Genomic DNA, 20,808 nt, shown 5'->3' with positions numbered 1-20,808 from the left:
GCTTAAACGAGGTTGAAATGGCGATTACTCGTAGACCCAAAGCAACCACACCAGAGGACTTTATTGAAAAGGGTGGTTCAGTGGCAAATGTCCCCATTAGTCCCACGATCGCAGTCGTCGAGGAGAAAGCAGAGGGGAAACGAGGTCGGCCTCCGAAGGAGAAAGAGGAGGAGAGCGGTGTAAAGCTCCGACTGCCGTTGAGTCTTCTCCAGCGCATCGATGCAGCCGTGGAAAGTCGGAAGCCGTCCCCTAGTCGTCATCAATGGATCCTTGAAGCGATCTATGAAAAGCTCGATCGGGATATCGAGGCGTAATGGTAGAGGATGCTCTCAAGGCCGAAGCGCTGAGACTGCTAGAACGCCTACAAACAATGCCCTTTGAGGAATGACCCAGAAACCCCACGATACCTTTGTGAAACAGTATCTCTATGGCTTGCTTGACCCCTTGGGCGAGGAGGTTGAAATTAGCCGGGAGGTGCCGCCCATTACCCAGCGCCAGGTCGATCTGTGGTTTAAGCCCAAACCAGAACCGCCGATTAGCCGGGATGAGTTCGGCCTATTGGGCCGGATGGTGTCTTACCCTTGTCTGATTGAACCGTTTCGCAACCCTGCCCCCATTAAGGAAATCAAAGGCTGCCTCAATAAGCTCCTGACCATCCAAGCGGATTTGGAGCGGGAGGCCAAGAAACAGAAACAGAAATTTCAGGATGGCGATTTGCCCTGGTTATGGATTTGTGTACCTACGGCTTCTGAGAAGGTCTTGACCAGCTTTGGGGCGTTGCTGAAACCGGGCTGGGGCGATGGGGTGTTTTTCTTGCCGGAGAGTTTGCAGACTGCGATCGTAGTAATTCATCAGCTTCCCACTACGCCAGAAACGTTATGGTTACGGTTGTTGGGGCGGGACTCGGTGCAGCGCAGGGCCGTGGAGGAACTGTTGGCGATGCCGCAAACTTGGATGCAGCTCCATGCGCTGGAGGCGTTGGCACAGTTGCAAATTTTGCTGAGAAGCCGTCAGAATGTGAACAAGAGCGAGGAGGAATTAATCATGCAGTTATCCCCGGTCTATCAAAAGTGGTTGGAAACAACGCAACAGGAAGCGCGACAAGCCGCGAAGCAGGAAGAGGTGGAACGACTGTTACAGCAGCGGTATGGGGCCATGACGCCTGATCTGGCTCAGGTTATGCCGGTGCTGTTGGAAATGGGGCCACTGGAGCGTGCTCAGATGGTGTTGCAGTTGACGCAGGATGAATTGGTGGCGCAGCTCTTAAAATTTGACTAACAATTGGGTCAAGCGATAACAGTCGTATCCGACAGAGTGAGGATTAACGCCCATGCAGCTCACCGAAGGTCTTTCATCCGTTGCCGCCCGATCCTTTATCGACACACTTCCTAGCCACATTCGAGAGGCTCTGGTTCAGTATGCTGCGGAAAATGAATGCCCGATCGAGGCTGTTCTGGAGATGTCGATCGCGTTTTTCCTTGACCTCGATAGTGTGGGATTTTCAGATTGTCGGACACAGGCTCCCGGTGAAATGCGAGAGCGGATTGAGATTTTAGAGGGTGTGATTCAGCGGAATGGGCTATCGGTGCCGAATCTGCCAGGGTAGGGGAAGTAAGAGTTTCAATCCCTAAAAGGGTTTCAGCCTAACTGCGACTGTACGAAGCCCGCGCAGCCTGCGAAATGGAGCCGGTTTCAATCCCTAAAAGGGTTTCAGCCTAACTGCGACGATAGAGGGCGGATCAAAACTCCTTATTGACACTCCCTGTGGCTAGAAGCCAGGGGATTCTTTGATCTACGATTCGACTTGCTCAGGCAGAACGGATTCAGCCAAAGTAGAGGTCAAATCTCCCAAAGCGTTAATTCCCGTGTGCCCCACGGTACTCAAACCCCGTTGCAAGATGTTGATTGCTGCATTGTGGTCACGGTCAAGCTCACAGCCACACTCACAAACATGAGTACGAACTGAAAGCGATTTTTTAACGACCTGGCCACAAGCACTGCAATTCTGGCTCGTATAGTGTGGCGGTACAGCAATGGTGATTTTGCCAAACACCTTGCCGAAATATTCCAGCCACACTCGAAACTGATACCAACTTGCATCGTTAATCGACTTGGCAAGGCAATGGTTTTTAACTAGATTCTTCACGCTCAAATCTTCGTAGGCGACTACATCGTTAGATGTGATGACGCACCGTGCCAACTTAATGGCATGGTCTTTACGTTGCCGACTTATTTTGAGGTGGCGTTTCCCTAGTTGGTTAATTGCCTTGCGCCGATTGTTCCCTCCCTTCTGCCGCCGTGAAACGATGCGATGCGCCCGTTTTAAGCGTTTCTCACCGTTGCGTAGAAAGCGGGGATTGTTGACAGCAACACCATTCGAGTCGGTGTAGAACTCTTTCAGCCCCACATCTAACCCGATGGCGTTACCTGATGGTTGAACCGATTCTTGTCGGTCTATACTCATTGCAAATTGAGCGTAATACCCATCCGCTCGACGGACTAAACGCACTCGTTTAATCTGGTCAGGCTGGTAGAAATTCAGGTCACGGCTACCCATCAGCTTTAACCGCCCAATCCCTTTCTTGTCAGTAAAAGTGATGTATTTGCGGTCGTCACTGAGCTTCCATCCAGTTTTCTTGTACTCAACCGAGCGACAGTCTTTCTGGAATTTGGGATAACCTTTCTTGCCCTGAGCTTTCTTCTTGCAATTTTCATAGAACCGACTGATAGCCGACCAAGCTCGTTCAGCCGCAGACTGACGGGCTTGAGAATTCAAAGCATTGGCAAAGTCAAACTCTTTTGCCAGTACTGCACATTGCTTATTCAAGTCATACTTGCTTGCCTTCGGGTTATCCATCCAATAGCGGATTGATTTATTCCGAATGAACTGAGTTGTCCGAATTGCATCGTCAATACCAGAATACTGGTCAGGCTTGCCTTTTACCTTAAATTCAAGAATCAGCATTAGTTCGACCTGTCTAATGTTTATGCTTTGAGTTGTAGCATAAGATTAGCTTGATTGGTGAACAAGATCTAGTTTGCTTCTTCCCGTTGGTCAGTCGCTCGGCTTATATCCCCGTGTCTGAAGCCAGAGATTTTACGCCGACTCTTCGATAATATATAGATGTTTCAATCCCTAAAAGGGTTTCAGCCTAACTGCGACCTTCGACATCCGTTCTCATCCCGAGACAAATTGGGACGGAATAACGCACCATGATCAGTTGCAATGACCGATACCACCCCCGGATCAATCCCAACAGAAACGCTTGTTTCATGCTTTCGGCGGCGGCTATCTTGCCAAATTGTAGCCTCAATCTCCTCTAACTTCTGTTTTTCCTCTAGGTACTGCAAAGACTCCTCACCATACTGTTTTTTGATCTGATCTTGCCTGAGACTATTCAAAATGGTCATGTTATCCCAGTGCAAAGGAGTCTCTAAAGCTAGTCCAGCAAACTTTCCAGATTGAGCCATACGATATTCATGGGGCTTAATTTCAATGGGTGTATAGGGCTTGTCACCCTGTACCAGTTTGGAACCAGGCTTATGTTTTAATTCCCCCTTCTTCGTCCGATAAGGAATGGAAGAGGATTCATCTTTTTTCCAATAGCTTCCCCCGATCGCAATGCGGCAAGCCACCCCAAAGTAAGGACTCTGCCCGATCTACAAGGGACACCGAACAATCCCATCAAAATCGAACGGCTCCCAGCTCTCCAAAATTTCAAACTTAGCAACCATTTTTTTAGCTTTTTCAGTGGTCAAGCGGGGTCGCTCTCTACCATGCGCATAGTAGTAGCCCAAAACAAGCTCTTTATCTTGGGGCTTGAGATTATCTAAGTCCGCTTTAGCCTTCTGAGCCTTGACATTGAGTTTCTCAGCCCAGCTATACCAGTCAAGACAGTGATTATGTAGCGTGTTGGCTAGAACTTGATTCCAGAGCCACGTTAACTCTTCTAGATATTGCCCGATCGTTGCAACTTGTTCGGGAGTCGGGGAGATTTTGAGCTTAATTGTCTTCATTGCAGCTTACCGTGACAGTTGTCACTAAACACTTATTACTAAAGTGTAGCTAGAGAAAACAATTACAGCAGGTCGATCGCGCCCCGCTTCTGTTCCTCACTCACCTCTAAATAACGCTGCAACGCCCCAAGCTGCGACCATCCACCAATCTCCTGTACCACCTTCAACGGTTGCGACTGGCTCAACCGCGTCGCCGCCGTCCGCCGATTGCTATGGGTACTGAACCCCGCTAACCCCAACCGATCGCAGGCAATACGCAACGCCTTATCCACTGCCCTTGTCGTCAAATGTCCCTTCCGACCGGGAAACAGATAGCCCTGAGTGGGTAACTGTTCCAGGACAGGCAATAACTTCCGATTGAGAGGCACCGATCGAGACTGCTTAGTCTTGGTCGTGTCCTTGCGGAAGACGATCGCGCCATTGACAATATCTTCGCGCCGGAGCTGTACCGCTTCCCCCACACGACAGCAAGTGTAGTAACACACCATCATCACCGCTGCCGGAGCCGGGGGCATTTCTGCCAAGACCGCGAGAAATTGCGCCTCATTTTCCCAGATTGAAGCCTGTCCGTTGCGATCGACCTTGGGCATGGTCAGAGTTCGTCTTTTTCTTATTTTACGAACTTCAGTTTACTGGAAAGTCAAGGGTTCCGCCATTTCCCTCAAAAAATCCAGACAAAAATGAGACTCTATTGAGAATCGACCCCCCTCAATTGAGAATCTTTAAAATCCCCAATTCTGCCCCCCGATTGCGTTAACCGAGATAACTCAATTAACGAAGTATCACACCTGCAACAATGCTGGGAACAATACAAAAACACCGTTATCACGATTAATCTAGTTTACGGATCATGGCTCAGGCACTTATCGCAGGACGAGTTCCCCCGGATATTAAACGTAAAGTCGCTGAACACTGTCAGGAAGCCGGAATCAACGAGTCGCAACTCGTCGCCGCCGCCGTTTGCCAGTACCTTCAAATTAACCCACCAGAAAAAGTCAAAGGCATGGAACAAAGACTATCCGACGTTGAGCGCAAACTGCAAAAAGTCCTCAAGCTAGTCGCCAACTAGCTCACAGCCTTGCGGTATTCCCAGGGTTTCACCGCATCTTTGCGGCTCCAGACTCCAGCCTTCCGGGTCTTGGCCTGGGCTTCCGCACCGGCTAACAGCGCTTGATTTGGGCACTTATCCGCATACTGCTGATAGTAATAGGCCATGCCCATCTGTACCAGCTCACCATTCACATGCACTTCGGCATCTTGCCCCGTGGGGACAAACACCTCCGCCACCGATCGGCCATAGCGATCCTTGTCTACAACCATCACCGCAACTTCCTTGCCCTCCACCATCTGAGCCAGCGCCGCCTTCGATTCATTGCCTAAAGGCTGGGACTTCTCTGGAGCATCAATCCCACAGAGCCGGACTTTTCCCAGCTTGGCAAGTTCGATCGTGTCTCCATCCACCACACGAGTCACCCGATCGTATTGGCTATTCATCGCCTCTTGTTTATCTGCTTTTTGCGCCGTTCCCACCAGGTCGATCGCCGCTTGCCGATTGAGCCAGCCAGCCGCCAACAGCCCCACGATCGCCACGACAGGAACCACTTGTAGAAACTTTATCTTTGACATTCAAGTTAACGGTGTTAACAACAGTGTAAGGAATGCTATTCCTTCTCAATCTAGAAATAGCATTCCCATTTTTAGGAAAATCCATGAATCTTAGAAAATCCGCCTTAATCCTCAGCGCGATCGGAGTCGCGATCGGCCCCCTGGCTAGTGCAGTCCAAGTGAATGCCCAACCCACAGGATTCACCAACCACAAGGATGATAAGGGCAATATCTATGTGGGGGGAGCCAATAACGGCGAAGTCACGATCGCCATCACTGACGCGCCCAAAACCAAGAGCCTGAGCGTCAACGCCTGCGGAGTGGCTATCTGGCGCAATAGCTCCACTGCTGCTGTTCCAGATAGCTTCACCGTCAACGGCTCCACCATCAATAAAGCATCCTTACCCTCGGCACTCCTGCCCAAGTGCCTTGCCACCGGCCAGCTTGAAGAATCCCGCAGCAGTAACTTTATTACGCCCGATGGTGCCGTGGTTCTTGTGGGTCTGACGCCTTCCAGCAGTGTGAAAGCAGACTACCTCGCCGCCGTTAACAAAGTCGTGAAAACCAATGCCTGCGGCTTCGGCAAACTCTCCAACTCCACCACCAAGCCCTTCACCGCTAGCCAAACCTTTGACCTAGGCTCTGGTCCCGTCTCGTTCTCTTCGATTCCCACTGCCCCCGCTTGGCTTTGCCGGGATAACATCACCTACAAGCCGATCGTCAGTTCTGGGTCATAGTGTCATCTCAATAAGTTGAACGCAATGTTCTAGGGGGTGCAATTCCCCCCTTTTTTTATGCTTACCGATTCTCCCTTCATCAGCATTATCATCCCGGTTCATGGCCGCTCAACCGCAGGGCATCCGCTCCATTGGTGTCTCTATTGGATAGCAGCCCAGACCTATCCCCACTACGAGGTCATTGTGGTGAATGATGGCGGAAGTTCAGAGCTGGCGGGAATCTGCGCCCAGTATGGCTTTTGTCGCTACTACGAGCAGCCCTGGTCAGGAAGCTATGCAGCCCGAAATCTTGGGGCGAGTGTTGCCCGTGGTGATCTGTTGGTCTTTACCGATAGCGATTGTCAGCCCGTGGTGATTTGGTTGGCTGAAATTGTCAAGGCCATGAGATCGAGCCAGCGATCGGGCACCTATGACTTCATCGCAGGGCACATTCAGTTTTTCTATCAGGCGGAAACACCCACCCTGATCGAGTTAGCGGATTCGATCGTGCATCTCCAACAGGAACAGTATGTCTCCCTTGGCTATGGGGCAACCGCTAACCTTGCGATTCCCCGCGCAGCCTTTGCACGAGTGGGAACCTTCGCCAATGTCCTGAGCTTGGGGGATAAGGACTGGGGACAACGGGCGACCCACCTAGGCTACAAAATCGGATTTGCACCCACCGCGATCGTGCGTCATCCAGCCCGTTCAACGGCCTCGGCACTCTTTAAGAAGTTGGCACTGCAAGCACGACACCAGCCCTTCTGCTGGCAAGAAATTGGAGCGATCGCGGGGTTGATGCCGATCGAGAATTATCGCGCCGTTTGGCAAGATACCCGCTGCCCTGGCCTACTGCGGAAGCTGCGGTTTATCGGGCTACTCCATGGCCTTCGTTGGTTCACCGTTATTGTGAGGCTTTACCATGAGATTCTTCGCCGCTGCCCTCGTTGGTTTCGCGCTACCGCTACCCGTCCTGGCCGCCCCGCTGCCGCCGTACAAAGATAGCAATGGCAATATTTATCTGTTTGGCAAGGTTGGGGAGTCGCTAGAGATTACTTACCAAGTCAACGGCACCGTGACGGTATTGGGCAAGCAATTTCCCTACATGGGATCCGGCAAAGTCCAGGGCAAGACGAACCTTTGTGGGTTTGCGACGGTGGCACAGGCGGCGATCGTGCCAGGAGGCCAGCTTAATTTACCCCTGCCCGTTAAACCCAAACCCTTATGTATCAAGGGAGTTCTATTCTTGCCCATCTAACTTTGCCGTCAAGACACTATGCCTTGATGATGTCTTGGAAGCGTTCATCTGTCCGAATCGCATTGAAGTCAAAGGTCAAGACAAAACCAAATAACAAGCAATCTCACAACTTCCTCATCTCGTCTTTGTAGACTTAGGACACAATCAAAATACAAATGGTTTACTGATATTATGCAAAACCAACTTGCAAAGTTATTATTATTACTTCTAGACACTCATATTCCTGCTGAGAGCGCTACACAGCTATTGCTACCACTTCTAGATACTGATGTTGGTACCGAAGAGTTATTGAAACTAATTCTAGAAGCTCGTGAATATGAAGAGCTAGAATCTCATGATTATGAAGAGAAAGCTGAGCAATTGTTGCAATTCCTTCTACATAATCATGTTCCTGTAGAGCACGCCACCCTGCTATTACAATCACTTAGTGAATACTACAACCCGCTTACAGAAGTGTTGGATGCGCCCTCCATAGGTTACATAGGTGGAGATTATGCAAGTAGCGATGGGGCTCTAGGAGGAAGCCATAAAACAGGGACAGAAGGTGGCTCTGCTTACGATGAATAGGTAAAGCACACCAGGAAGTCGGCTGTGCAAAGTCGGAGCAAGATTAAAAATTAAGGAGATGATATGTTTGGCACCGCCCTCAAGGAAGTTACGAGCATATTCAATCGTCGGTTTCTCCTCAATTCATTTTTTCCTAGCCTCATTTTCTGGACACTCCTAATCATGGTTTTCCTGTTAGGCTCAGGATCACAAAATCTTCTGTTTTTTATACAGGCATGGGAAAAGCAATATCCCACATCACAGCTATTACAAATTGTTGGATTTCTTGCCTGGATTACTTACTTTTCCCATATTCTAGAAAGTCAATCAATGAAAATTCTTAGATTTTACGAGGGATATTGGAATTTTCCACTAGGCAAGTATTTAAATAATTTTGGCAGTAATTATTATAGAAAACATCTGGATTTTCTTGATGCTAGATTGCAGAAGAATCCTGACGATGAATGCTATGAGGAAATCTATATTAACTATCCTCTTCCACTCGATAAAGCTGACGTCATGCCTACTCGTTTAGGTAATATTTTAAAGAACTCGGAACTATATCCATATAGGCGATATAAGATTGATGCCGTTTTAATATGGCCACGGCTTTACTATCTACTGCCAGAAAGATTTATTCAGTCTATTGCTGAGGCTAGAGGAGCACTCGAATTTCTCCTCTCTCTTTCGATTCTCAGTGGATTCTTTGCGTGTATTAGTGGCATTTACCTAATAGTCGTAGGTGGCTCTTGGCAGCTTTTTTTAGCTTGTTTCTGGGGGGGATTTTTAGTTTCATGGCTAGCCTATCAAGGAGCCCTAGATAGTGCTATTTGTTGTTCCCAACAGATTAAGGCTGCATTCGACCTATATCGAAACGAGGTTTTCAAGAAAATGCGTCTTCCTTTACCCATGAAACCAGGAAAAGAAGATGAACGAGCAAAATGGCAAATGATATGTGCTTTCTTGTATAGAAACAAGGTAGGAAGCCTGATATACACAAATGAAAACAATGAAGATGATGAAAATAATCGGGATTAAAACAAAAAACGAACTGGTTTCATTTTTCTCATTTAGTGCTCTTAGTCAGCGCCTAGTACTATCAATACTATTAATTGGAATTTTTTTTGCATTATGTCTGGCTGGGCGCGAATCTAGAGAACAAATTCAGATTTCGGTTGCAGCAGTTGACCTCCATCCCTATCACCAGATCCTTAAGAGCGATCTCCAAGAAAAAACTTATCGCAAGAGAGATATTAGCCAAACAACTTTCAAAGAGTCCATGGATATTCTAGACCGCTACACACTCACCCAGATCTCCCAGGGGAAACCATTCGAGAAAGCACAATTGAGTCAGAAAATCGATGCCAAACTCATTACTGATACTGCCACTATTGCTATCCCAGCAACGCCAGCATTGACATTGGGCAACAGCCTTAGGGCGGGGGAGATTGTTGATATCTTTCTAGTTGCTCCAGTAAGCAAGGGAGAGCAAAATCCCAAGGCCCTTAGCTTCAAAAATATCGTGGTACTTGACGTGAAAATAGGAACAGATAACAAGATTGCCACCGATTCGGTTGTACTCCTAGCCATTCCTCAACAAAGGCTACCAGAGTTTCTCGCAAATTACGCTGAAGGCAAGTTACTAATCTCCCGACAGATGTAGTTCATAACATCTTCGATCTCTATCTGACAGTACCTACTCCTCCCCAGCCCCTAGAACCAATAGCTTCACCCGTGCTAACTGCGTCCTGAGCTTCGCCCACTGCCGGAAACTCTCCGCCTTCTGCCGATCGAGCGCCGAGAGTTGCCCCAGATAGCTATTCGTATCCCCTTCCCCCAGTTGATAGGACAGGCCGATCAGCTTCATCCGCGTCACTTCCCGCTTGCTAATCTCCTGACTAATCTGAAACTCGCGCCGCAACTGGTCAAACTCCAAAACCTGTAACACCACCGTTTCCCGAATCTTCGCCGCCAGGTCGCCGCGTTTGTTCTCAATCTCCGCTAACTTCACCTGAAGATCCGCGATCGCGATACTGCGCTGTTGCACCGCTGGATCGCCCCCTGAAGCATTACGAAACAACGGCACACCCACCAGCGACAGAATCTCATTGATGCTGCCCAACGGCTGACTAAAGACCCCCAACACCCGATCGAGCAAACCCCGTTTCCTTGGAGGGGTTCCTGAGTTCGGCACGTCTTCCAACTTCAACCAACTTTGGACCAAAGGCTCAAACACCCCGAGTCTCACCGTGGCTTCATTGTTCTTCTTGGCCTCAGCAATCTTTTGGCTAATCACCTCAATCCGTTCATCAATGGCCTTCAGTTCCCGCGAGTTCTCGATCGCCCGTGCTTGCAACTGCGCCACACATCCATCCGAGATTTCCAAGCAGGGCAAATCCCCCAGCATGGCCTTCCAAAGATCTTCGTTAAACCGGGTCTGAATCAGCTTATCCAGACTATCCCCCGCAGGATTGAGCGGGTTAGCGTCCGTTTGGTCCGGTGGAGCTGAAGTCTCCTCCGCTTCTGTCTCCGTCTCCTCCTGCGCGATCGCGGTTTGCATTCCCAGCGACAGGCCCAACATTGCCACTGATGGACAGCACAATATCAGCGCTAAGATTCCGATCGTTCTGCCCCGTAAACTTGATTTTCCGCACTTTGCCACTGTAGGGACTCCTCACCTGTTTCACGTCTTCGAGCTGGGTTTCTAGCGTCTGGAGCTGGGCTTGCAGTTGGGCAATCTGAAAGTCTTGGTTGCGTTTGCGTTGGTCAAACTCTTGGGCTTGCCTTGCCCGTTCGAGTTCCTGCTGCCGGAGCTGGGTCTGTTGGTTGGCAATGCGTAGACCATGCTCATATTCCTGATAGCGGCGGCTACTCTGGGCGGCAGAGAGTTTCGCGCGGGTCAAATCCACAGCGGCCAGGGCTTGATCAAGTTCCCGCTGGCGTTGCTTCAGTTGCTCGGTTTCGTGGGGGATCGTTTGATAGGGCACCTCATTGGGCGGCAAGAACTGCACTAAGTCCAGCTTGCGCCGTTGCCGATCGAGTTTGGATTGGGCTTCCTTGGCCTTCAGTTCAGCCGCCTCAATGTCAGCGATTTGCTCCAGAAACGTCGGCGAGGGCAAGTCGGGCAGTTCTGGGGTGGGTCTGGGCGGCGGCGGCGGAATCAACTCCTGGGAAACTTTCGCCATTTGCAGTTTGAGCTGTTGGTGTTGAGCTTCCAGCCGCACACGATCGCGTACCCGATCGGCGAGGACTTGCCCGACCGTCACCCAATCGCCTTCTCTCACCTTCAGTTCATCGGTAGAGGACAACCGAACGGTCACCGTCAGGGTTTTGCTACCGCTGGGCACCGTGAACGCACTGGATACCGTCGGCGTCGGGGTGGGTGTAGCCGCGATCGCGCTGGTGGAATCGATTTGAGTTTTGCGGGAACAGCCTACCGTAAGCCCCGCAGCAATCATTATTCTGAGGAATAACCCAACTCTCACGGTTTCGGACTCATGACCTTCACCGTTATTGTGCCCGTTGCGTACTGGTCTTTTAATTGTGCGATCGAAAGTTCTAGGGGATGATAGGTCAGTTTGATCGCCTTGGCGTTGCGTTCTATGGTCGGAAACTGTCGCGGGTCAGTTGTTAACGCTGTTAACAGTTCTGGACTATCGATCGTGATCTGTCCCGATAACAAAACCAAGGCATTAGGATATTCCGCCAGTAGCATCCCCAAGCGAGACACGAGATCTTCATCATCAAGGGTCAGGGCTAGGGTGCGGGTCGTAGCAGGGGTTCCAGGGGTCAGGGTCAGCCGTTCCGTGATGAGTTGCTGTCCCGTGCGGTAGATGCCGCCGTTCTGCCAGAGGTAGAAATCATTGCCTTCATTGGCTAGCACCACATAACGCCCATCGGCACGGGTGCGATCGCTCTGCCACACACCCAACACATCCGCATAGACCTGGCGACTGGCGGCGGTTTGGTTGTATAGCTCCACCATGCCATCCTTGAGGCCGAGGGTTTGGTTAACTTGCGCGGTAATACCGCCGCCGGTGGCGAGATAAATCCCCACGGCTAACGCGATCGCGGCAATGGCTAAGACCCACAGTTCCGCAGCGCCCCCGGTCCGCAGTCGTCGTCGGGGGTTACTGACGCTGATTGCCCAGGCGGGATAAGGGTAAAACAGCATCACCCCTTGCTTGGTGAACGTATCGGAAAAGCAGGCGAGTAGATGCCCCAAGGGAAGGGCGATCGCTTCTGTCCACTTGCCCCCTAGAACGTAGCCGATCGACAGGCTAGCAGCGGTGAGGGCTGCGGTGGCTAACAGGCAATGGGTGATGGTGCGGTGGGGATAGCGGTTTTCAATCCAACTGGCGATCGGGAAGCAGATTTGTCCGATCGTGCTGGTGGTGGTGTCGAGGTCGGGGAGTTGGCTACCCAGGACAGCTAAACCCAAGACCAAGGGATCGGCGGTTCCGAGGATTAGGGTGGCTCCTGCGGCGGCGATCGTGGCGTGGGTGATGGACATCATAGGTAGCACTGAGACTCAATCGGAACTACTGCTACTATGCCCCACCAACTGAATCAGCATGATGAGGGATTGATTCGCCTCTTTACCCGCGAGACGAATTACAGCCGTAGAACCAAAACCAACCATTGCAGAAAATACTGTCTCTTGCCCCTTTCCCAAGATGAGAAGAATACAGGAAAGCGTCACCAACATCGTGTTGGCTAACAAGGAGTAGTAGTAGAGTTTAGAAAATTTTCTACTACGATGTAACAACTCGTCTTGCAGTGTTCGAGCAAATGAGGTCATAATGAATATGCTCCTAACATAAGGGAGTCAAGCTTTGCTCCACTGCCGCAAAACACTGTGAGCAAAGCTTTTTAAGCATTTGGAAAGTAAAAACGCCACAATAAAATCAACATTGCATTTAGCAACTAAAAGAAAACTTTAAGCGTTGTTAGCAACATTGATATTACTCGAATCAACCGAACACTAAATCATCCAAAATCTTCCTTTAGTATGATTTCAATGTATCTCTGTAGATTGTTTACTTTTCATTCCTAGGTTAGCGGAGTCATTTAAATCTTACCTCCCTATTAAGGGGGAAACTACACTTCAAGATTACGCCAACGTGGAAATCACTCAAACGGAGGAATCACGCATAACTTTGCGAAGATACTTCAATAGATTTACTGATTTACAATTACCTTGAGAGACACAGGCATCGTCGAACTAAACCAGGGTTGGCGTTATTGCAGGAAGGGCGTATCACTGGCCCAATCGCTTTCTTGCGCCCTTCACCTGCCCCAACTGCTTCAACGCCATCGCCACCACCAGACAAATCCCACCCGTGATGTAAAGCCCACGGTTATTCGTCCCCAGCCCGACGAACCGCACCACCGCAAAGCTAAACAACAGCGCAATCAAGATCGGCATAATCACCACATACTGCCGATGTTCCTGCTGCTGCTCCAGCCCCAACCGTCGCCGCTGGATGGCTCGTCTTGCTAACTTCGGATTGCGACCCGCGATCGGTTCCAACGCCGCAAACTGCGATCGCTCCAAGGCCAACCCCAACCGCTGCGCCTCCGCCTGCATCGCCGCCCGCACCTCCGCCTCACTGGGCAACGGCAACTCAATCTCTAACAACTCCAAATAGAAATCCCGCCCCGGATTCATCGGAGCCAGTGCCACTATTCGACAGCCACCCCCTAGAACATCCAACAGCCGATACCGCACCGAAGCCGGGAGTCGCTGCGCCTCTGGCACAATCAGCAAATGGCGATCGCTCACATTCAGCCCAATCTCACCCCACAACTGATCAACGCCTAGGGAACGGGGTTTCTCATCATCGCCATCATCAATGGGAATGTCCCAAGCCTTCGCCACCGTTTGCAGCCAGAGTTTAACACTGCCCTTATAGACCGCGATCGCCACTCGCAACGTTGAACCAAAGTGAGCCGCGATCGCTTCCGGCCATTGTTCAATTCCAGACCCCAGCTCCCCGACCAACAGCAACGCCTCCCCAAAGGAGATCGCCTCCACAATCTGCTGACCGAGGGGGGACTGGATTAGGCCGCTGGACTGCTGCGGCTGCGCCACTGGTTGAGTAGATCGGTGGCTGCTGCTGCGACATTCAGCTTTGGGCTGGTAGCCTCCTGGCGCACTGCATCCACCTCCGCGCGGATATCGTCTGGCAAGTCCTCATAGGTCATCTGTGCCGCGATCGCCCGCACCATTTGGGCAGGCAGCATGAGTTCCTGTGCCCGTAGCCTTGCCGCCTCCCGAATCAGTTGTTCCAAGGGAATATCAGCGGGAATGTGAGCTTGGTTGGCCTGGGGCGGTTCTGCCTCCGCCGTCATTGCCGTGGGTTCCGTCGTCACCAGCTCACCACCGGCGTCTACGATCTGCTGATTTGGCTCCTGGTCATTCCTAACAGAAAAGTCCTCAATTTTTCCCCCATTTAGACAGTGCTGGCGCAGCGCTCTAACTTGTTCTGCCTCCGCTTCTGAGAGGTAGGTTTTATTACTTGAATCCTTAGCGGGTTTGATTTTTAGATGCTTGAGATAGGCGTAGTAAGCGTCTTTTTTAATCCCGAGTTCAGCCTGGAGGGTTTCGGGTCGAATCGGGTCGAGGGTCAGCAGATTCGGGTCAGCCATGGCGAAACGATTTTTTTTCACGATGCCCATATTATGGGACTTGAGAATAAAAAATCGATTCCGGGATTTCGCCCGATTCGGGTGAGAAGATTCGATGAAGCGACCCGACTCGCCCGACAGAGAGGGTGGGTCGAGCAAGGGATTCTAGTTGATTAACAGGCTGAATTATCGATATGTTTCGGGTGATTTGTAGAGGTGGGAATGGGAGAGAGAGTAGAATGATTTCTGATGTTCTAGGGGGTAAATAATGGGAAGACATTTTTGAGATTGGAGATCACCTGCTTACTAAGAAGCAACTTCATACACGCAGCAATGGATAGAGAGCAGAAGTAGCATCAGTTAAAATCAAACCAAGTCAAGACCAAGCGCAAACATTATCGCTACAGGAGTTAAGCGTGGCTCAAGTCCCACCACCTTCTAGACCACCGAACTCTCTTGCAATCAAAACCGAGAAGGTCGTGAGTTCAGTTCTCGAACCAATAGATGTGCTTGGTGAAAAACTGATGGGGGATCTTTGGCGAACCTTCTATTTATCCGTGCAGGATGCGATCGGGCTTGCTTGCTTGGTACAGATCCCGAGCTTTATCGGAAAAGTCATCATTGGGAAAGAGTTTTCTAGTTTTCAGGTTTGCCTTCAGGAAGATCCGTTTGGCCCTAATCGCTACGCCTGTTTCATTATCGTCATTTCAGATTTTTGTCTTTGGGCTATCCTGGCCGGACGAATTCTCACACGCTTTGTTCAGGACTGTTCAAGATTATTCAAGCAGGGAGGCAACAAAAATGTCTCTAAGCCCTAAGCTACCGCTCTACCCAATCGCTAAAGCTTCTGCAATTTCCCTGCTTCAGCAAACAGCCTTAGTGTTCCTGGAGTTCGTTGTCATGCTCATTATCACAAGGGGTAATCCCTCTAGTGAGATTATTGGATTCACCTTTGTTTTGGCGATCGTGACAGTTATAAGGTGTGAACAACTCCATCAGCTAGAAAAACCAGCATTACTGACGTTGCTGAAAAACAGTCCAAGTGAATGGAATCATTGGAAATCTCAAGAATTAGATAGCACTACCATCGATTTCAGCGGGGCAAACCTGACCGAGGCATACCTGCGCAGGGCAGACCTAAGCGGGGCATTCCTCATTGAGGCAGACTTGAGTGGGGCAGACCTGAGCAGGGCAAACCTGAGCAGGGCAGACCTGAGCAGGGCAAACCTAAGCGGGGCAAACCTGAGCAGGGCAGACTTGAGTGGGGCAAACCTGAGCAGGGTAAACCTGAGCGGGGCAAACCTGAGCAGGGCAAACCTGAGCAGGGCAGACCTGAGCAGGGCAAACCTAAGCGGGGCAAACCTGAGCAGGGCAGACCTGAGCAGGGCAGACCTGAGCAGGGCAAACCTAAGCGGGGCATTCCTCATTGAGGCAGACTTGAGTGGGGCAAACCTGAGCAGGGCAAACCTGAGCGGGGCAGACCTGAGAGAAGCCGTGGTAACTCAGGCAAGGCTCATAGATGTCATTGGCATTTCACCAGACGATCGAGCAGACCTAGAACAAAGAGGAGCCATTTTCGAAGATTCCCCAGGAGATCGAGGGAGGTCACGATCGCTCATCCCCCGCTAACCGTTTAAGCAACCGATCGACGTGCTTGAGTTCATTGCGCCGAGCGATCGCGGCTTCTGCATCCCGCACAGCAAGACTCCCCTCCATCCCCACATACAACCGTTTTCGCCCCGCAAAGATGGGCTGTTCTGCCCGATAGAACACCTGGTAAGCCTTGCGCTTATGACACTTTGCCTTCTCCAGCCAACAGCCAGCCGGAGCCACGCCCAAGGCCAGCAGTTGAGTGCGCCTCTGCTCCAACTGGGAGATCGTGTCGTGGGTTGCCTCGGCCACATCAGCCGCATCATGTTCTAGGGGGTCACATTCTGGTTGTGGGTCTGGCTTGGGTGCCCGATCGGGGATGACCAAAGACGGGAAAGGAAAGGTCAGCGGTGCAGCCTCGATCGAGTGATTCGATAGGAAATATGGCTCTACTTCAGTAAAAAGAGAGCCTTGATAGCCTTGAAGCATGGGTTACACCTCAGCCAATGCCTCAGTAATTCCGTCGTCCGTCACCACAAAGCCCCATTCCATCGCTTCTGCAATCGCCGCACTCCGCCACGCAGGATTCCTCCACTTTGCCTGCAACCGTGCCAGGGAGTTTTGTCGCTGCTCCTCAGGAGAAATCGGCGACAACGGTTCGATCGACGCAGCGGGCGCGGGCGGAATATTGATCCGATCGAGAGATTTTTTGTACTTGAGAAATGCTTTTTGGTTAGTCCTCTTCGTTGCTTGTTTTTGGATCCAAGCATCTACTAATGCTGGTCGTTTCGGTAGCTCATAGGCTCGGTTCTTCAACCACTCGTAGAACTCCTCTGTGGGTTCTCCGTCTTGATTAATCAAATTTTCTTCCCTCTCCCTCTGGGGTGGGTGGTCGGGAGAGAAAGAGATTGAAGAAGGTTGAAGAGTATGAATAGTATGAGGGGTTTCAGAATTTGCTTCTGGTAAGGTTTCTAGCTCCTCAAAGTTTCCTACAGGACTCGGAAGTTTCCTACAGGACTCGGAAGTTTCCTGTGGGATTATTTGGTTTCCTGTAGGATTTTCAGGTTTCCCACAGGAAACTTGGTTTCCCACAGGAAACTTTTTGGAAGAGTTCAGCCTGACTCGAACGGTTACCAACTCTAGATCGATGTATTCTTTGTCTGACAAAACCTGTAGAGCTTTGGAAACCGTCCCTTTCGACATCCCAAGGGCATCGGCAATATCGATCACCCGTAGATCAAGGTGACGATCGCCAAAGGGATCCAGGGTTCGGAGGTAATACAAAACTTTAATCTCAGCAAAACGCAGATCATTGCTAACAGCCAGCCATTCTTCTGAGGTCAGGCGATAGTGAAGTCCTTGAGAGGGCTGGGCACTTGTGGGGGAATGTGTCATAATCAAGTCCAAAGAATTTGTTTTTTGTGATTCGCAAGAATCACCGGCTCTGCTCCCTTGCAGAGCTGTTTTTTTATGAGAATTGGATGCTTTGGACAACATAGCCGTGTACCTAGGTAAGATGCATGATCGTGTAAACTGTCAACAAATACCTTGATAACGCCTAAAATCCAAGAAATTCTCTAAAAAACGGCGGGATTTTCTTAAAATTTAGACATTTTCTTAAATAGGCAAGACCTCCACATGGGTACGGACTAACTGAAACCGACAGTCAACACAGGCAGCCAGCGCGATCGCGGTTTCTAGATTACATCCATGGGACTCAAACACACGGTTAATGCTCCGCCGCCTATTATTCACGGAGGCTGCATCATCCCCATTCTCTTTGCACAGTTCACAGTAGGCACGGGTTAACTCCAGCGACCACCGCTTACTGCCCCATTTCTCGATCGCGCGTTCCTTGATCGTCTCTAGAATCCTGGTTGTAATGTCGGCAGGGCTATCATTTGAGCGAATGAGAGCTTCTATAGGCATAAGGCAAACGGGTTAAAGGTTGCTGTCTATTTTGCCTGATCTTTAGAACAATAAGATGTAAAAAATTGAAAACTTTCGTATTACCTCGGTCATGCTGTTGCGCCGCTCGTTCGCGCCAATGGGCTAGTTTATCCCAGCGCTTCGCTACAGCCGGGATACGTCGCCGCCTTGGGGCGCTCTCTCACTGTCTTTGGGTGAGGAGAAGGCAAAGAGAGAAAAGAAGGGGTAAGGGTTTCCTGTGGGTGGGTGCTGCTGGGGTCGCTGGGTTGGCCTTGGGTGCCTTTTGGTGGCCTGCTGTTTGGGTGGGCTGGGTCGTCGGGTCATTGCGCGATGGGTTGGGGGTGCCGCCTGCGGCGGCGGGCGGCAACGCCGCCCACTATCTTCTAGGCAATCATTCGATCGGCTTCTAGTCTGGCGATCCGTTCACGAGTCTCTAGGATTTCAATTCGGAAGGTATCGCGCAACATCGTCAAGTGAATCTGAGCCGCTTCTAGTTTGGCTTCTGCCTTGTGTAGTTTCTCGCGGGCTTGCTGGTAGCTTTCACCCATCTGCAACTCTAGGCGTTTCGCCTTGCGCTGTTGTTCGTTCTTCAGTTCGACATCTGAAGCGATCGTGTTCTCGATTTGCCAGTCCCAAGCGGTCAGCTCGTTTTTGTGTTCCCAGACTTGCCCCTCTAAACGTTGCAGGGTTTTCGCAGCTTTAGCGATCGCGGATGGATAGTCTTTTAAGTTCATTGGGGTTTCTCCGTGTTGGTCATCGTCATGATCAGAGTCAAGTTCCTGACAGACTGGGCAGGGTGGGCAATCATCCCCGATTAACCAGGCTTGATGCTCAGAAACTTCGATATAGCCCTTGCCTTTGCAGCGTAGACACATTGGTTTGTCCTGAAGTGATGTTCTAGGGGGTGCTCCGGTGGGGGCTGCGCCTACTTTGTGCTTATCCCATTGCACTGGCGGGTAGAGTGTTTAACTCTAGGTGCCCTTCGCGTCTTATGTCCTGCCGGAGCGGTGAGCTAGCTAGCGGTGGTTAGGAGAGGGTGCGCAGTCCTCCCCTGGTGGCCTTAGGCGGCTAGATGCTCATAGTCCTTTTGCTCTGCGGCAATGGCTTCTGCTTTGGCAATGTCTTTGTTGAAATCCCCCCGCAGTGCGTACAGGTGATTTAGAAGTGCCTCGATCGCGGGAATATGGCAAACCTCGAACGTTAGAGAGACGCTATTGAGTCGCTCATCACGGCTGACTAATCCAGCAGTTTCACTAAAGTCATGGGAGCAAGCCGCAAGCTGGTCACGTTGACCAAACACGAGATAAATAGAGGTTGTTTCGGTCTTAGTCATCGGAAAAATCCTTTGAATCAACTATGTTTATTATACCTGATTTTCAGGTTTTTTGACCTGACTTTTGGTACAATTTTATTAGTTGGTTCAGAGGTGAATAAATCTTGCTATTAGCTTTTTCTGGCTCTCGATCGCTAACTTTAGACCAAACAGAAAGACTCGATAAAAAGCTGCTAAAAATACCTGATTCTTACGGGCGATTAATCTGGCACGTTGGCGACTGTAGCGGCGTCGATCGGTGCGTGAGGGAAGCCGCTGCAAGCCTCGCCGCTGGCCTGGTAGTTCATCGAGCGATCGGGCCGCAGCGCTGGGCCTTGGCAAAGAGATCGCGGGAAATGGTGGATACGGTGCGCGGCCAAGCCGTTGCATTGATTGCGTTTCCCGTTCGGCCTTGCCCGGTGGAGCTGCGCCCCCAGAGCTGCGATCGCTGGCAGGGTGCAGGCACATGGGGGACGGTAGCCTATGCGGTGCGGCGTGGAGTTCCGGTGGATGTGCAACCGCTGGAGCCGATGCCCCTCCCAGATTGGCTCCAGGTAGAGCAGATGACTTTGTGGTAAGGGTCGGGCGGCGAAGCCGCCCCCCTCCCGCGCCTGCGGCGCGGCCTCCACCAGCCCACCAACCACCGGCTACCCTCTCTCCTCTCCGAGCCTAGCGGCGATTGAGCGTTCGTCCCCCGGTGAGCGCAGCGCCCAAGAATAGCCAATAGCCGCAAGCATAAAAAGGGGCAGCCACAGCAGATCGGAGCGGCGCAGCGCAGCGAGCAGCGACCAACAATTAGCGCCCATTCCGAAGGGCTTTGCGCAGCGAGCTAGGCTTTTCCTTGGCGCGGAGCGAACACGCGCGGCAGACCAACGGGAGGCGGCGCTTAACAAATCAAGTTGGAGTCGGGCGGAGCTTGCGGGGCCGGACGGAAACCACAGTAGCCCCAGCGGCTAGCGGCAGGATGACGAAACTTCCCACTGGAAGACCAGGGCCACGATCGACTGATCGACCGATCGGCGATCGACCGCAAAACCTTAAAGCATCACCAGCGTTAACCAGCAGGTTTCCAGCAGCCAAAGCAAAAGCTCCTCAGACACGTCTAAAGACACATCTAAGGAGCCGAAAAAGTTGATTCAAAGGTTTCCCTTTGTTTCTCCACTGTAACCCTTCATAGGGGTTCTCGCGTTGGTGTTGGCATTCCA

31 protein-coding genes are annotated in these 20,808 nt (G+C 51.0%); 14 read left to right on the top strand and 17 right to left on the bottom strand.

Annotated features, from left to right (window positions below):
- Positions 1–17 precede the first annotated feature (17 nt).
- The 3 genes from ACN4EG_RS21170 (at position 18) to ACN4EG_RS21160 (ending at position 1,606) form a co-directional block, all read left to right on the top strand.
- Positions 18–314, top strand: a complete 297-nt coding sequence (locus ACN4EG_RS21170; protein WP_431632182.1) for a hypothetical protein — start codon at positions 18–20, stop codon at positions 312–314.
- A 70-nt stretch (positions 315–384) separates the two neighbouring features.
- A complete protein-coding gene (locus ACN4EG_RS21165; RefSeq protein WP_431632181.1) occupies positions 385–1,278 on the top strand; it encodes a hypothetical protein in 894 nt (297 codons plus the stop codon).
- Between the two features lie 52 nt (positions 1,279–1,330).
- Positions 1,331–1,606 carry a hypothetical protein gene (locus ACN4EG_RS21160; RefSeq protein WP_431632180.1) on the top strand — a complete coding sequence of 92 codons (276 nt, stop codon included), beginning with the start codon at positions 1,331–1,333 and terminating at the stop codon, positions 1,604–1,606.
- A 186-nt stretch (positions 1,607–1,792) separates the two neighbouring features.
- Here the strand turns inward: ACN4EG_RS21160 and ACN4EG_RS21155 are convergent, their stop codons facing one another.
- From ACN4EG_RS21155 to ACN4EG_RS21140, 4 genes are all read right to left on the bottom strand, one after another.
- Positions 1,793–2,965: an RNA-guided endonuclease InsQ/TnpB family protein gene (locus tag ACN4EG_RS21155; protein WP_431632179.1), complete on the bottom strand. Its 1,173-nt coding sequence runs from the start codon at positions 2,963–2,965 to the stop codon at positions 1,793–1,795.
- 182 nt (positions 2,966–3,147) lie between these two features.
- Complete coding sequence (locus ACN4EG_RS21150) at positions 3,148–3,636, bottom strand: hypothetical protein (protein ID WP_431632178.1); 489 nt, start codon at positions 3,634–3,636, stop codon at positions 3,148–3,150.
- 24 nt (positions 3,637–3,660) lie between these two features.
- The gene (locus ACN4EG_RS21145; RefSeq protein ID WP_431632177.1) at positions 3,661–4,017 is read right to left on the bottom strand and encodes a hypothetical protein; all 357 of its coding nucleotides are present in this window, start codon (positions 4,015–4,017) and stop codon (positions 3,661–3,663) included.
- A 62-nt stretch (positions 4,018–4,079) separates the two neighbouring features.
- Complete coding sequence (locus tag ACN4EG_RS21140) at positions 4,080–4,607, bottom strand: tyrosine-type recombinase/integrase (RefSeq protein ID WP_431632176.1); 528 nt, start codon at positions 4,605–4,607, stop codon at positions 4,080–4,082.
- Between the two features lie 260 nt (positions 4,608–4,867).
- Here ACN4EG_RS21140 and ACN4EG_RS21135 point away from each other — a divergent pair, with 260 nt between their 5' ends.
- A complete protein-coding gene (locus ACN4EG_RS21135; RefSeq protein WP_431632175.1) occupies positions 4,868–5,086 on the top strand; it encodes a hypothetical protein in 219 nt (72 codons plus the stop codon).
- Here ACN4EG_RS21135 and ACN4EG_RS21130 read toward each other — a convergent pair.
- Positions 5,083–5,643, bottom strand: a complete 561-nt coding sequence (locus ACN4EG_RS21130) for a thermonuclease family protein (RefSeq protein WP_431632174.1) — start codon at positions 5,641–5,643, stop codon at positions 5,083–5,085. The two genes, ACN4EG_RS21135 and ACN4EG_RS21130, sit on opposite strands and share 4 nt — an antisense overlap.
- An 83-nt stretch (positions 5,644–5,726) precedes the next feature.
- On the opposite strand from ACN4EG_RS21130, the gene ACN4EG_RS21125 reads away from it, so the two are divergent.
- From ACN4EG_RS21125 to ACN4EG_RS21100, 6 genes are all read left to right on the top strand, one after another.
- Positions 5,727–6,359 carry a hypothetical protein gene (locus tag ACN4EG_RS21125; RefSeq protein WP_431632173.1) on the top strand — a complete coding sequence of 211 codons (633 nt, stop codon included), beginning with the start codon at positions 5,727–5,729 and terminating at the stop codon, positions 6,357–6,359.
- 57 nt (positions 6,360–6,416) lie between these two features.
- On the top strand, positions 6,417–7,343 hold the full coding sequence (locus ACN4EG_RS21120) for a glycosyltransferase family 2 protein (RefSeq protein ID WP_431632172.1): 927 nt from the start codon (positions 6,417–6,419) through the stop codon (positions 7,341–7,343).
- The gene (locus tag ACN4EG_RS21115) at positions 7,261–7,596 is read left to right on the top strand and encodes a hypothetical protein (RefSeq protein ID WP_431632171.1); all 336 of its coding nucleotides are present in this window, start codon (positions 7,261–7,263) and stop codon (positions 7,594–7,596) included. Before ACN4EG_RS21120 ends, ACN4EG_RS21115 begins: the two co-directional genes overlap by 83 nt.
- A 171-nt stretch (positions 7,597–7,767) precedes the next feature.
- Entirely contained in the window at positions 7,768–8,163 is a 396-nt protein-coding gene (locus ACN4EG_RS21110; protein WP_431632170.1) for a hypothetical protein, read from the top strand.
- Positions 8,164–8,325: 162 nt separating this feature from the next.
- Complete coding sequence (locus ACN4EG_RS21105; protein ID WP_431632169.1) at positions 8,326–9,180, top strand: hypothetical protein; 855 nt, start codon at positions 8,326–8,328, stop codon at positions 9,178–9,180.
- The gene (locus ACN4EG_RS21100; RefSeq protein ID WP_431632168.1) at positions 9,143–9,805 is read left to right on the top strand and encodes a CpaB family protein; all 663 of its coding nucleotides are present in this window, start codon (positions 9,143–9,145) and stop codon (positions 9,803–9,805) included. Before ACN4EG_RS21105 ends, ACN4EG_RS21100 begins: the two co-directional genes overlap by 38 nt.
- Before the next feature lie 33 nt (positions 9,806–9,838).
- On the opposite strand, the gene ACN4EG_RS21095 is transcribed toward ACN4EG_RS21100, so the two are convergent.
- From ACN4EG_RS21095 to ACN4EG_RS21070, 6 genes are all read right to left on the bottom strand, one after another.
- Entirely contained in the window at positions 9,839–10,723 is an 885-nt protein-coding gene (locus tag ACN4EG_RS21095; protein ID WP_431632167.1) for a hypothetical protein, read from the bottom strand.
- Positions 10,623–11,627, bottom strand: a complete 1,005-nt coding sequence (locus ACN4EG_RS21090) for an HlyD family secretion protein (RefSeq protein ID WP_431632166.1) — start codon at positions 11,625–11,627, stop codon at positions 10,623–10,625. Before ACN4EG_RS21090 ends, ACN4EG_RS21095 begins: the two co-directional genes overlap by 101 nt.
- On the bottom strand, positions 11,624–12,658 hold the full coding sequence (locus ACN4EG_RS21085; RefSeq protein ID WP_431632165.1) for a metal-dependent hydrolase: 1,035 nt from the start codon (positions 12,656–12,658) through the stop codon (positions 11,624–11,626). The genes ACN4EG_RS21090 and ACN4EG_RS21085 overlap by 4 nt, the downstream gene beginning before the upstream one ends.
- A gap of 15 nt (positions 12,659–12,673) precedes the next feature.
- Positions 12,674–12,943 (bottom strand): hypothetical protein, encoded by a 270-nt coding sequence (locus ACN4EG_RS21080; protein WP_431632164.1) that lies wholly within the window; start codon positions 12,941–12,943, stop codon positions 12,674–12,676.
- Between the two features lie 459 nt (positions 12,944–13,402).
- A complete protein-coding gene (locus ACN4EG_RS21075) occupies positions 13,403–14,236 on the bottom strand; it encodes a hypothetical protein (RefSeq protein ID WP_431632163.1) in 834 nt (277 codons plus the stop codon).
- Positions 14,206–14,931, bottom strand: coding sequence for a hypothetical protein (locus ACN4EG_RS21070; protein WP_431632162.1), 726 nt, complete (start codon positions 14,929–14,931; stop codon positions 14,206–14,208). Before ACN4EG_RS21070 ends, ACN4EG_RS21075 begins: the two co-directional genes overlap by 31 nt.
- A gap of 257 nt (positions 14,932–15,188) precedes the next feature.
- On the opposite strand from ACN4EG_RS21070, the gene ACN4EG_RS21065 reads away from it, so the two are divergent.
- Positions 15,189–15,590: a hypothetical protein gene (locus ACN4EG_RS21065; RefSeq protein ID WP_431632161.1), complete on the top strand. Its 402-nt coding sequence runs from the start codon at positions 15,189–15,191 to the stop codon at positions 15,588–15,590.
- Positions 15,574–16,401 carry a pentapeptide repeat-containing protein gene (locus tag ACN4EG_RS21060; protein ID WP_431632160.1) on the top strand — a complete coding sequence of 276 codons (828 nt, stop codon included), beginning with the start codon at positions 15,574–15,576 and terminating at the stop codon, positions 16,399–16,401. Before ACN4EG_RS21065 ends, ACN4EG_RS21060 begins: the two co-directional genes overlap by 17 nt.
- Here ACN4EG_RS21060 and ACN4EG_RS21055 read toward each other — a convergent pair.
- From ACN4EG_RS21055 to ACN4EG_RS21045, 3 genes are all read right to left on the bottom strand, one after another.
- The gene (locus tag ACN4EG_RS21055; protein ID WP_431632159.1) at positions 16,378–16,851 is read right to left on the bottom strand and encodes a hypothetical protein; all 474 of its coding nucleotides are present in this window, start codon (positions 16,849–16,851) and stop codon (positions 16,378–16,380) included. The two genes, ACN4EG_RS21060 and ACN4EG_RS21055, sit on opposite strands and share 24 nt — an antisense overlap.
- Before the next feature lie 3 nt (positions 16,852–16,854).
- On the bottom strand, positions 16,855–17,757 hold the full coding sequence (locus ACN4EG_RS21050; protein ID WP_431632158.1) for a MarR family transcriptional regulator: 903 nt from the start codon (positions 17,755–17,757) through the stop codon (positions 16,855–16,857).
- A gap of 222 nt (positions 17,758–17,979) precedes the next feature.
- Complete coding sequence (locus tag ACN4EG_RS21045; protein ID WP_431632157.1) at positions 17,980–18,291, bottom strand: hypothetical protein; 312 nt, start codon at positions 18,289–18,291, stop codon at positions 17,980–17,982.
- Between the two features lie 242 nt (positions 18,292–18,533).
- On the opposite strand from ACN4EG_RS21045, the gene ACN4EG_RS21040 reads away from it, so the two are divergent.
- Positions 18,534–18,701: a hypothetical protein gene (locus tag ACN4EG_RS21040; RefSeq protein ID WP_431632156.1), complete on the top strand. Its 168-nt coding sequence runs from the start codon at positions 18,534–18,536 to the stop codon at positions 18,699–18,701.
- Here ACN4EG_RS21040 and ACN4EG_RS21035 read toward each other — a convergent pair.
- A complete protein-coding gene (locus ACN4EG_RS21035) occupies positions 18,675–19,166 on the bottom strand; it encodes an HlyD family secretion protein (protein WP_431632155.1) in 492 nt (163 codons plus the stop codon). The genes ACN4EG_RS21040 and ACN4EG_RS21035 overlap by 27 nt on opposite strands.
- A 185-nt stretch (positions 19,167–19,351) precedes the next feature.
- Positions 19,352–19,624, bottom strand: coding sequence for a hypothetical protein (locus ACN4EG_RS21030; protein ID WP_431632154.1), 273 nt, complete (start codon positions 19,622–19,624; stop codon positions 19,352–19,354).
- A 104-nt stretch (positions 19,625–19,728) separates the two neighbouring features.
- Here ACN4EG_RS21030 and ACN4EG_RS21025 point away from each other — a divergent pair, with 104 nt between their 5' ends.
- The gene (locus ACN4EG_RS21025) at positions 19,729–20,181 is read left to right on the top strand and encodes a hypothetical protein (RefSeq protein ID WP_431632153.1); all 453 of its coding nucleotides are present in this window, start codon (positions 19,729–19,731) and stop codon (positions 20,179–20,181) included.
- A 316-nt stretch (positions 20,182–20,497) separates the two neighbouring features.
- On the opposite strand, the gene ACN4EG_RS21020 is transcribed toward ACN4EG_RS21025, so the two are convergent.
- Positions 20,498–20,683: a hypothetical protein gene (locus ACN4EG_RS21020; RefSeq protein ID WP_431632152.1), complete on the bottom strand. Its 186-nt coding sequence runs from the start codon at positions 20,681–20,683 to the stop codon at positions 20,498–20,500.
- Positions 20,684–20,808: the final 125 nt, after the last annotated feature.

Source organism: Alkalinema pantanalense CENA528, assembly GCF_050753345.1.
Taxonomy (GTDB): Bacteria; Cyanobacteriota; Cyanobacteriia; order Leptolyngbyales; family Leptolyngbyaceae; genus Alkalinema; species Alkalinema pantanalense.
The sequence above is the reverse complement of the archived record's forward strand: the minus strand, read 5'-3'. Positions and strand labels throughout refer to the sequence as shown.

Coding starts and splice junctions, on each gene's coding strand:
- ACN4EG_RS21170 (WP_431632182.1), top strand. CDS start 18: ATGGCGATTACTCGTAGACCCAAAGCAACCACACCAGAGGACTTTATT.
- ACN4EG_RS21165 (WP_431632181.1), top strand. CDS start 385: ATGACCCAGAAACCCCACGATACCTTTGTGAAACAGTATCTCTATGGC.
- ACN4EG_RS21160 (WP_431632180.1), top strand. CDS start 1,331: ATGCAGCTCACCGAAGGTCTTTCATCCGTTGCCGCCCGATCCTTTATC.
- ACN4EG_RS21155 (WP_431632179.1), bottom strand. CDS start 2,965: ATGCTGATTCTTGAATTTAAGGTAAAAGGCAAGCCTGACCAGTATTCT.
- ACN4EG_RS21145 (WP_431632177.1), bottom strand. CDS start 4,017: ATGAAGACAATTAAGCTCAAAATCTCCCCGACTCCCGAACAAGTTGCA.
- ACN4EG_RS21140 (WP_431632176.1), bottom strand. CDS start 4,607: ATGCCCAAGGTCGATCGCAACGGACAGGCTTCAATCTGGGAAAATGAG.
- ACN4EG_RS21135 (WP_431632175.1), top strand. CDS start 4,868: ATGGCTCAGGCACTTATCGCAGGACGAGTTCCCCCGGATATTAAACGT.
- ACN4EG_RS21130 (WP_431632174.1), bottom strand. CDS start 5,643: ATGTCAAAGATAAAGTTTCTACAAGTGGTTCCTGTCGTGGCGATCGTG.
- ACN4EG_RS21125 (WP_431632173.1), top strand. CDS start 5,727: ATGAATCTTAGAAAATCCGCCTTAATCCTCAGCGCGATCGGAGTCGCG.
- ACN4EG_RS21120 (WP_431632172.1), top strand. CDS start 6,417: ATGCTTACCGATTCTCCCTTCATCAGCATTATCATCCCGGTTCATGGC.
- ACN4EG_RS21115 (WP_431632171.1), top strand. CDS start 7,261: ATGAGATTCTTCGCCGCTGCCCTCGTTGGTTTCGCGCTACCGCTACCC.
- ACN4EG_RS21110 (WP_431632170.1), top strand. CDS start 7,768: ATGCAAAACCAACTTGCAAAGTTATTATTATTACTTCTAGACACTCAT.
- ACN4EG_RS21105 (WP_431632169.1), top strand. CDS start 8,326: ATGGTTTTCCTGTTAGGCTCAGGATCACAAAATCTTCTGTTTTTTATA.
- ACN4EG_RS21100 (WP_431632168.1), top strand. CDS start 9,143: ATGAAAACAATGAAGATGATGAAAATAATCGGGATTAAAACAAAAAAC.
- ACN4EG_RS21095 (WP_431632167.1), bottom strand. CDS start 10,723: ATGTTGGGCCTGTCGCTGGGAATGCAAACCGCGATCGCGCAGGAGGAG.
- ACN4EG_RS21085 (WP_431632165.1), bottom strand. CDS start 12,658: ATGATGTCCATCACCCACGCCACGATCGCCGCCGCAGGAGCCACCCTA.
- ACN4EG_RS21080 (WP_431632164.1), bottom strand. CDS start 12,943: ATGACCTCATTTGCTCGAACACTGCAAGACGAGTTGTTACATCGTAGT.
- ACN4EG_RS21060 (WP_431632160.1), top strand. CDS start 15,574: ATGTCTCTAAGCCCTAAGCTACCGCTCTACCCAATCGCTAAAGCTTCT.
- ACN4EG_RS21055 (WP_431632159.1), bottom strand. CDS start 16,851: ATGCTTCAAGGCTATCAAGGCTCTCTTTTTACTGAAGTAGAGCCATAT.
- ACN4EG_RS21050 (WP_431632158.1), bottom strand. CDS start 17,757: ATGACACATTCCCCCACAAGTGCCCAGCCCTCTCAAGGACTTCACTAT.
- ACN4EG_RS21045 (WP_431632157.1), bottom strand. CDS start 18,291: ATGCCTATAGAAGCTCTCATTCGCTCAAATGATAGCCCTGCCGACATT.
- ACN4EG_RS21035 (WP_431632155.1), bottom strand. CDS start 19,166: ATGTGTCTACGCTGCAAAGGCAAGGGCTATATCGAAGTTTCTGAGCAT.
- ACN4EG_RS21030 (WP_431632154.1), bottom strand. CDS start 19,624: ATGACTAAGACCGAAACAACCTCTATTTATCTCGTGTTTGGTCAACGT.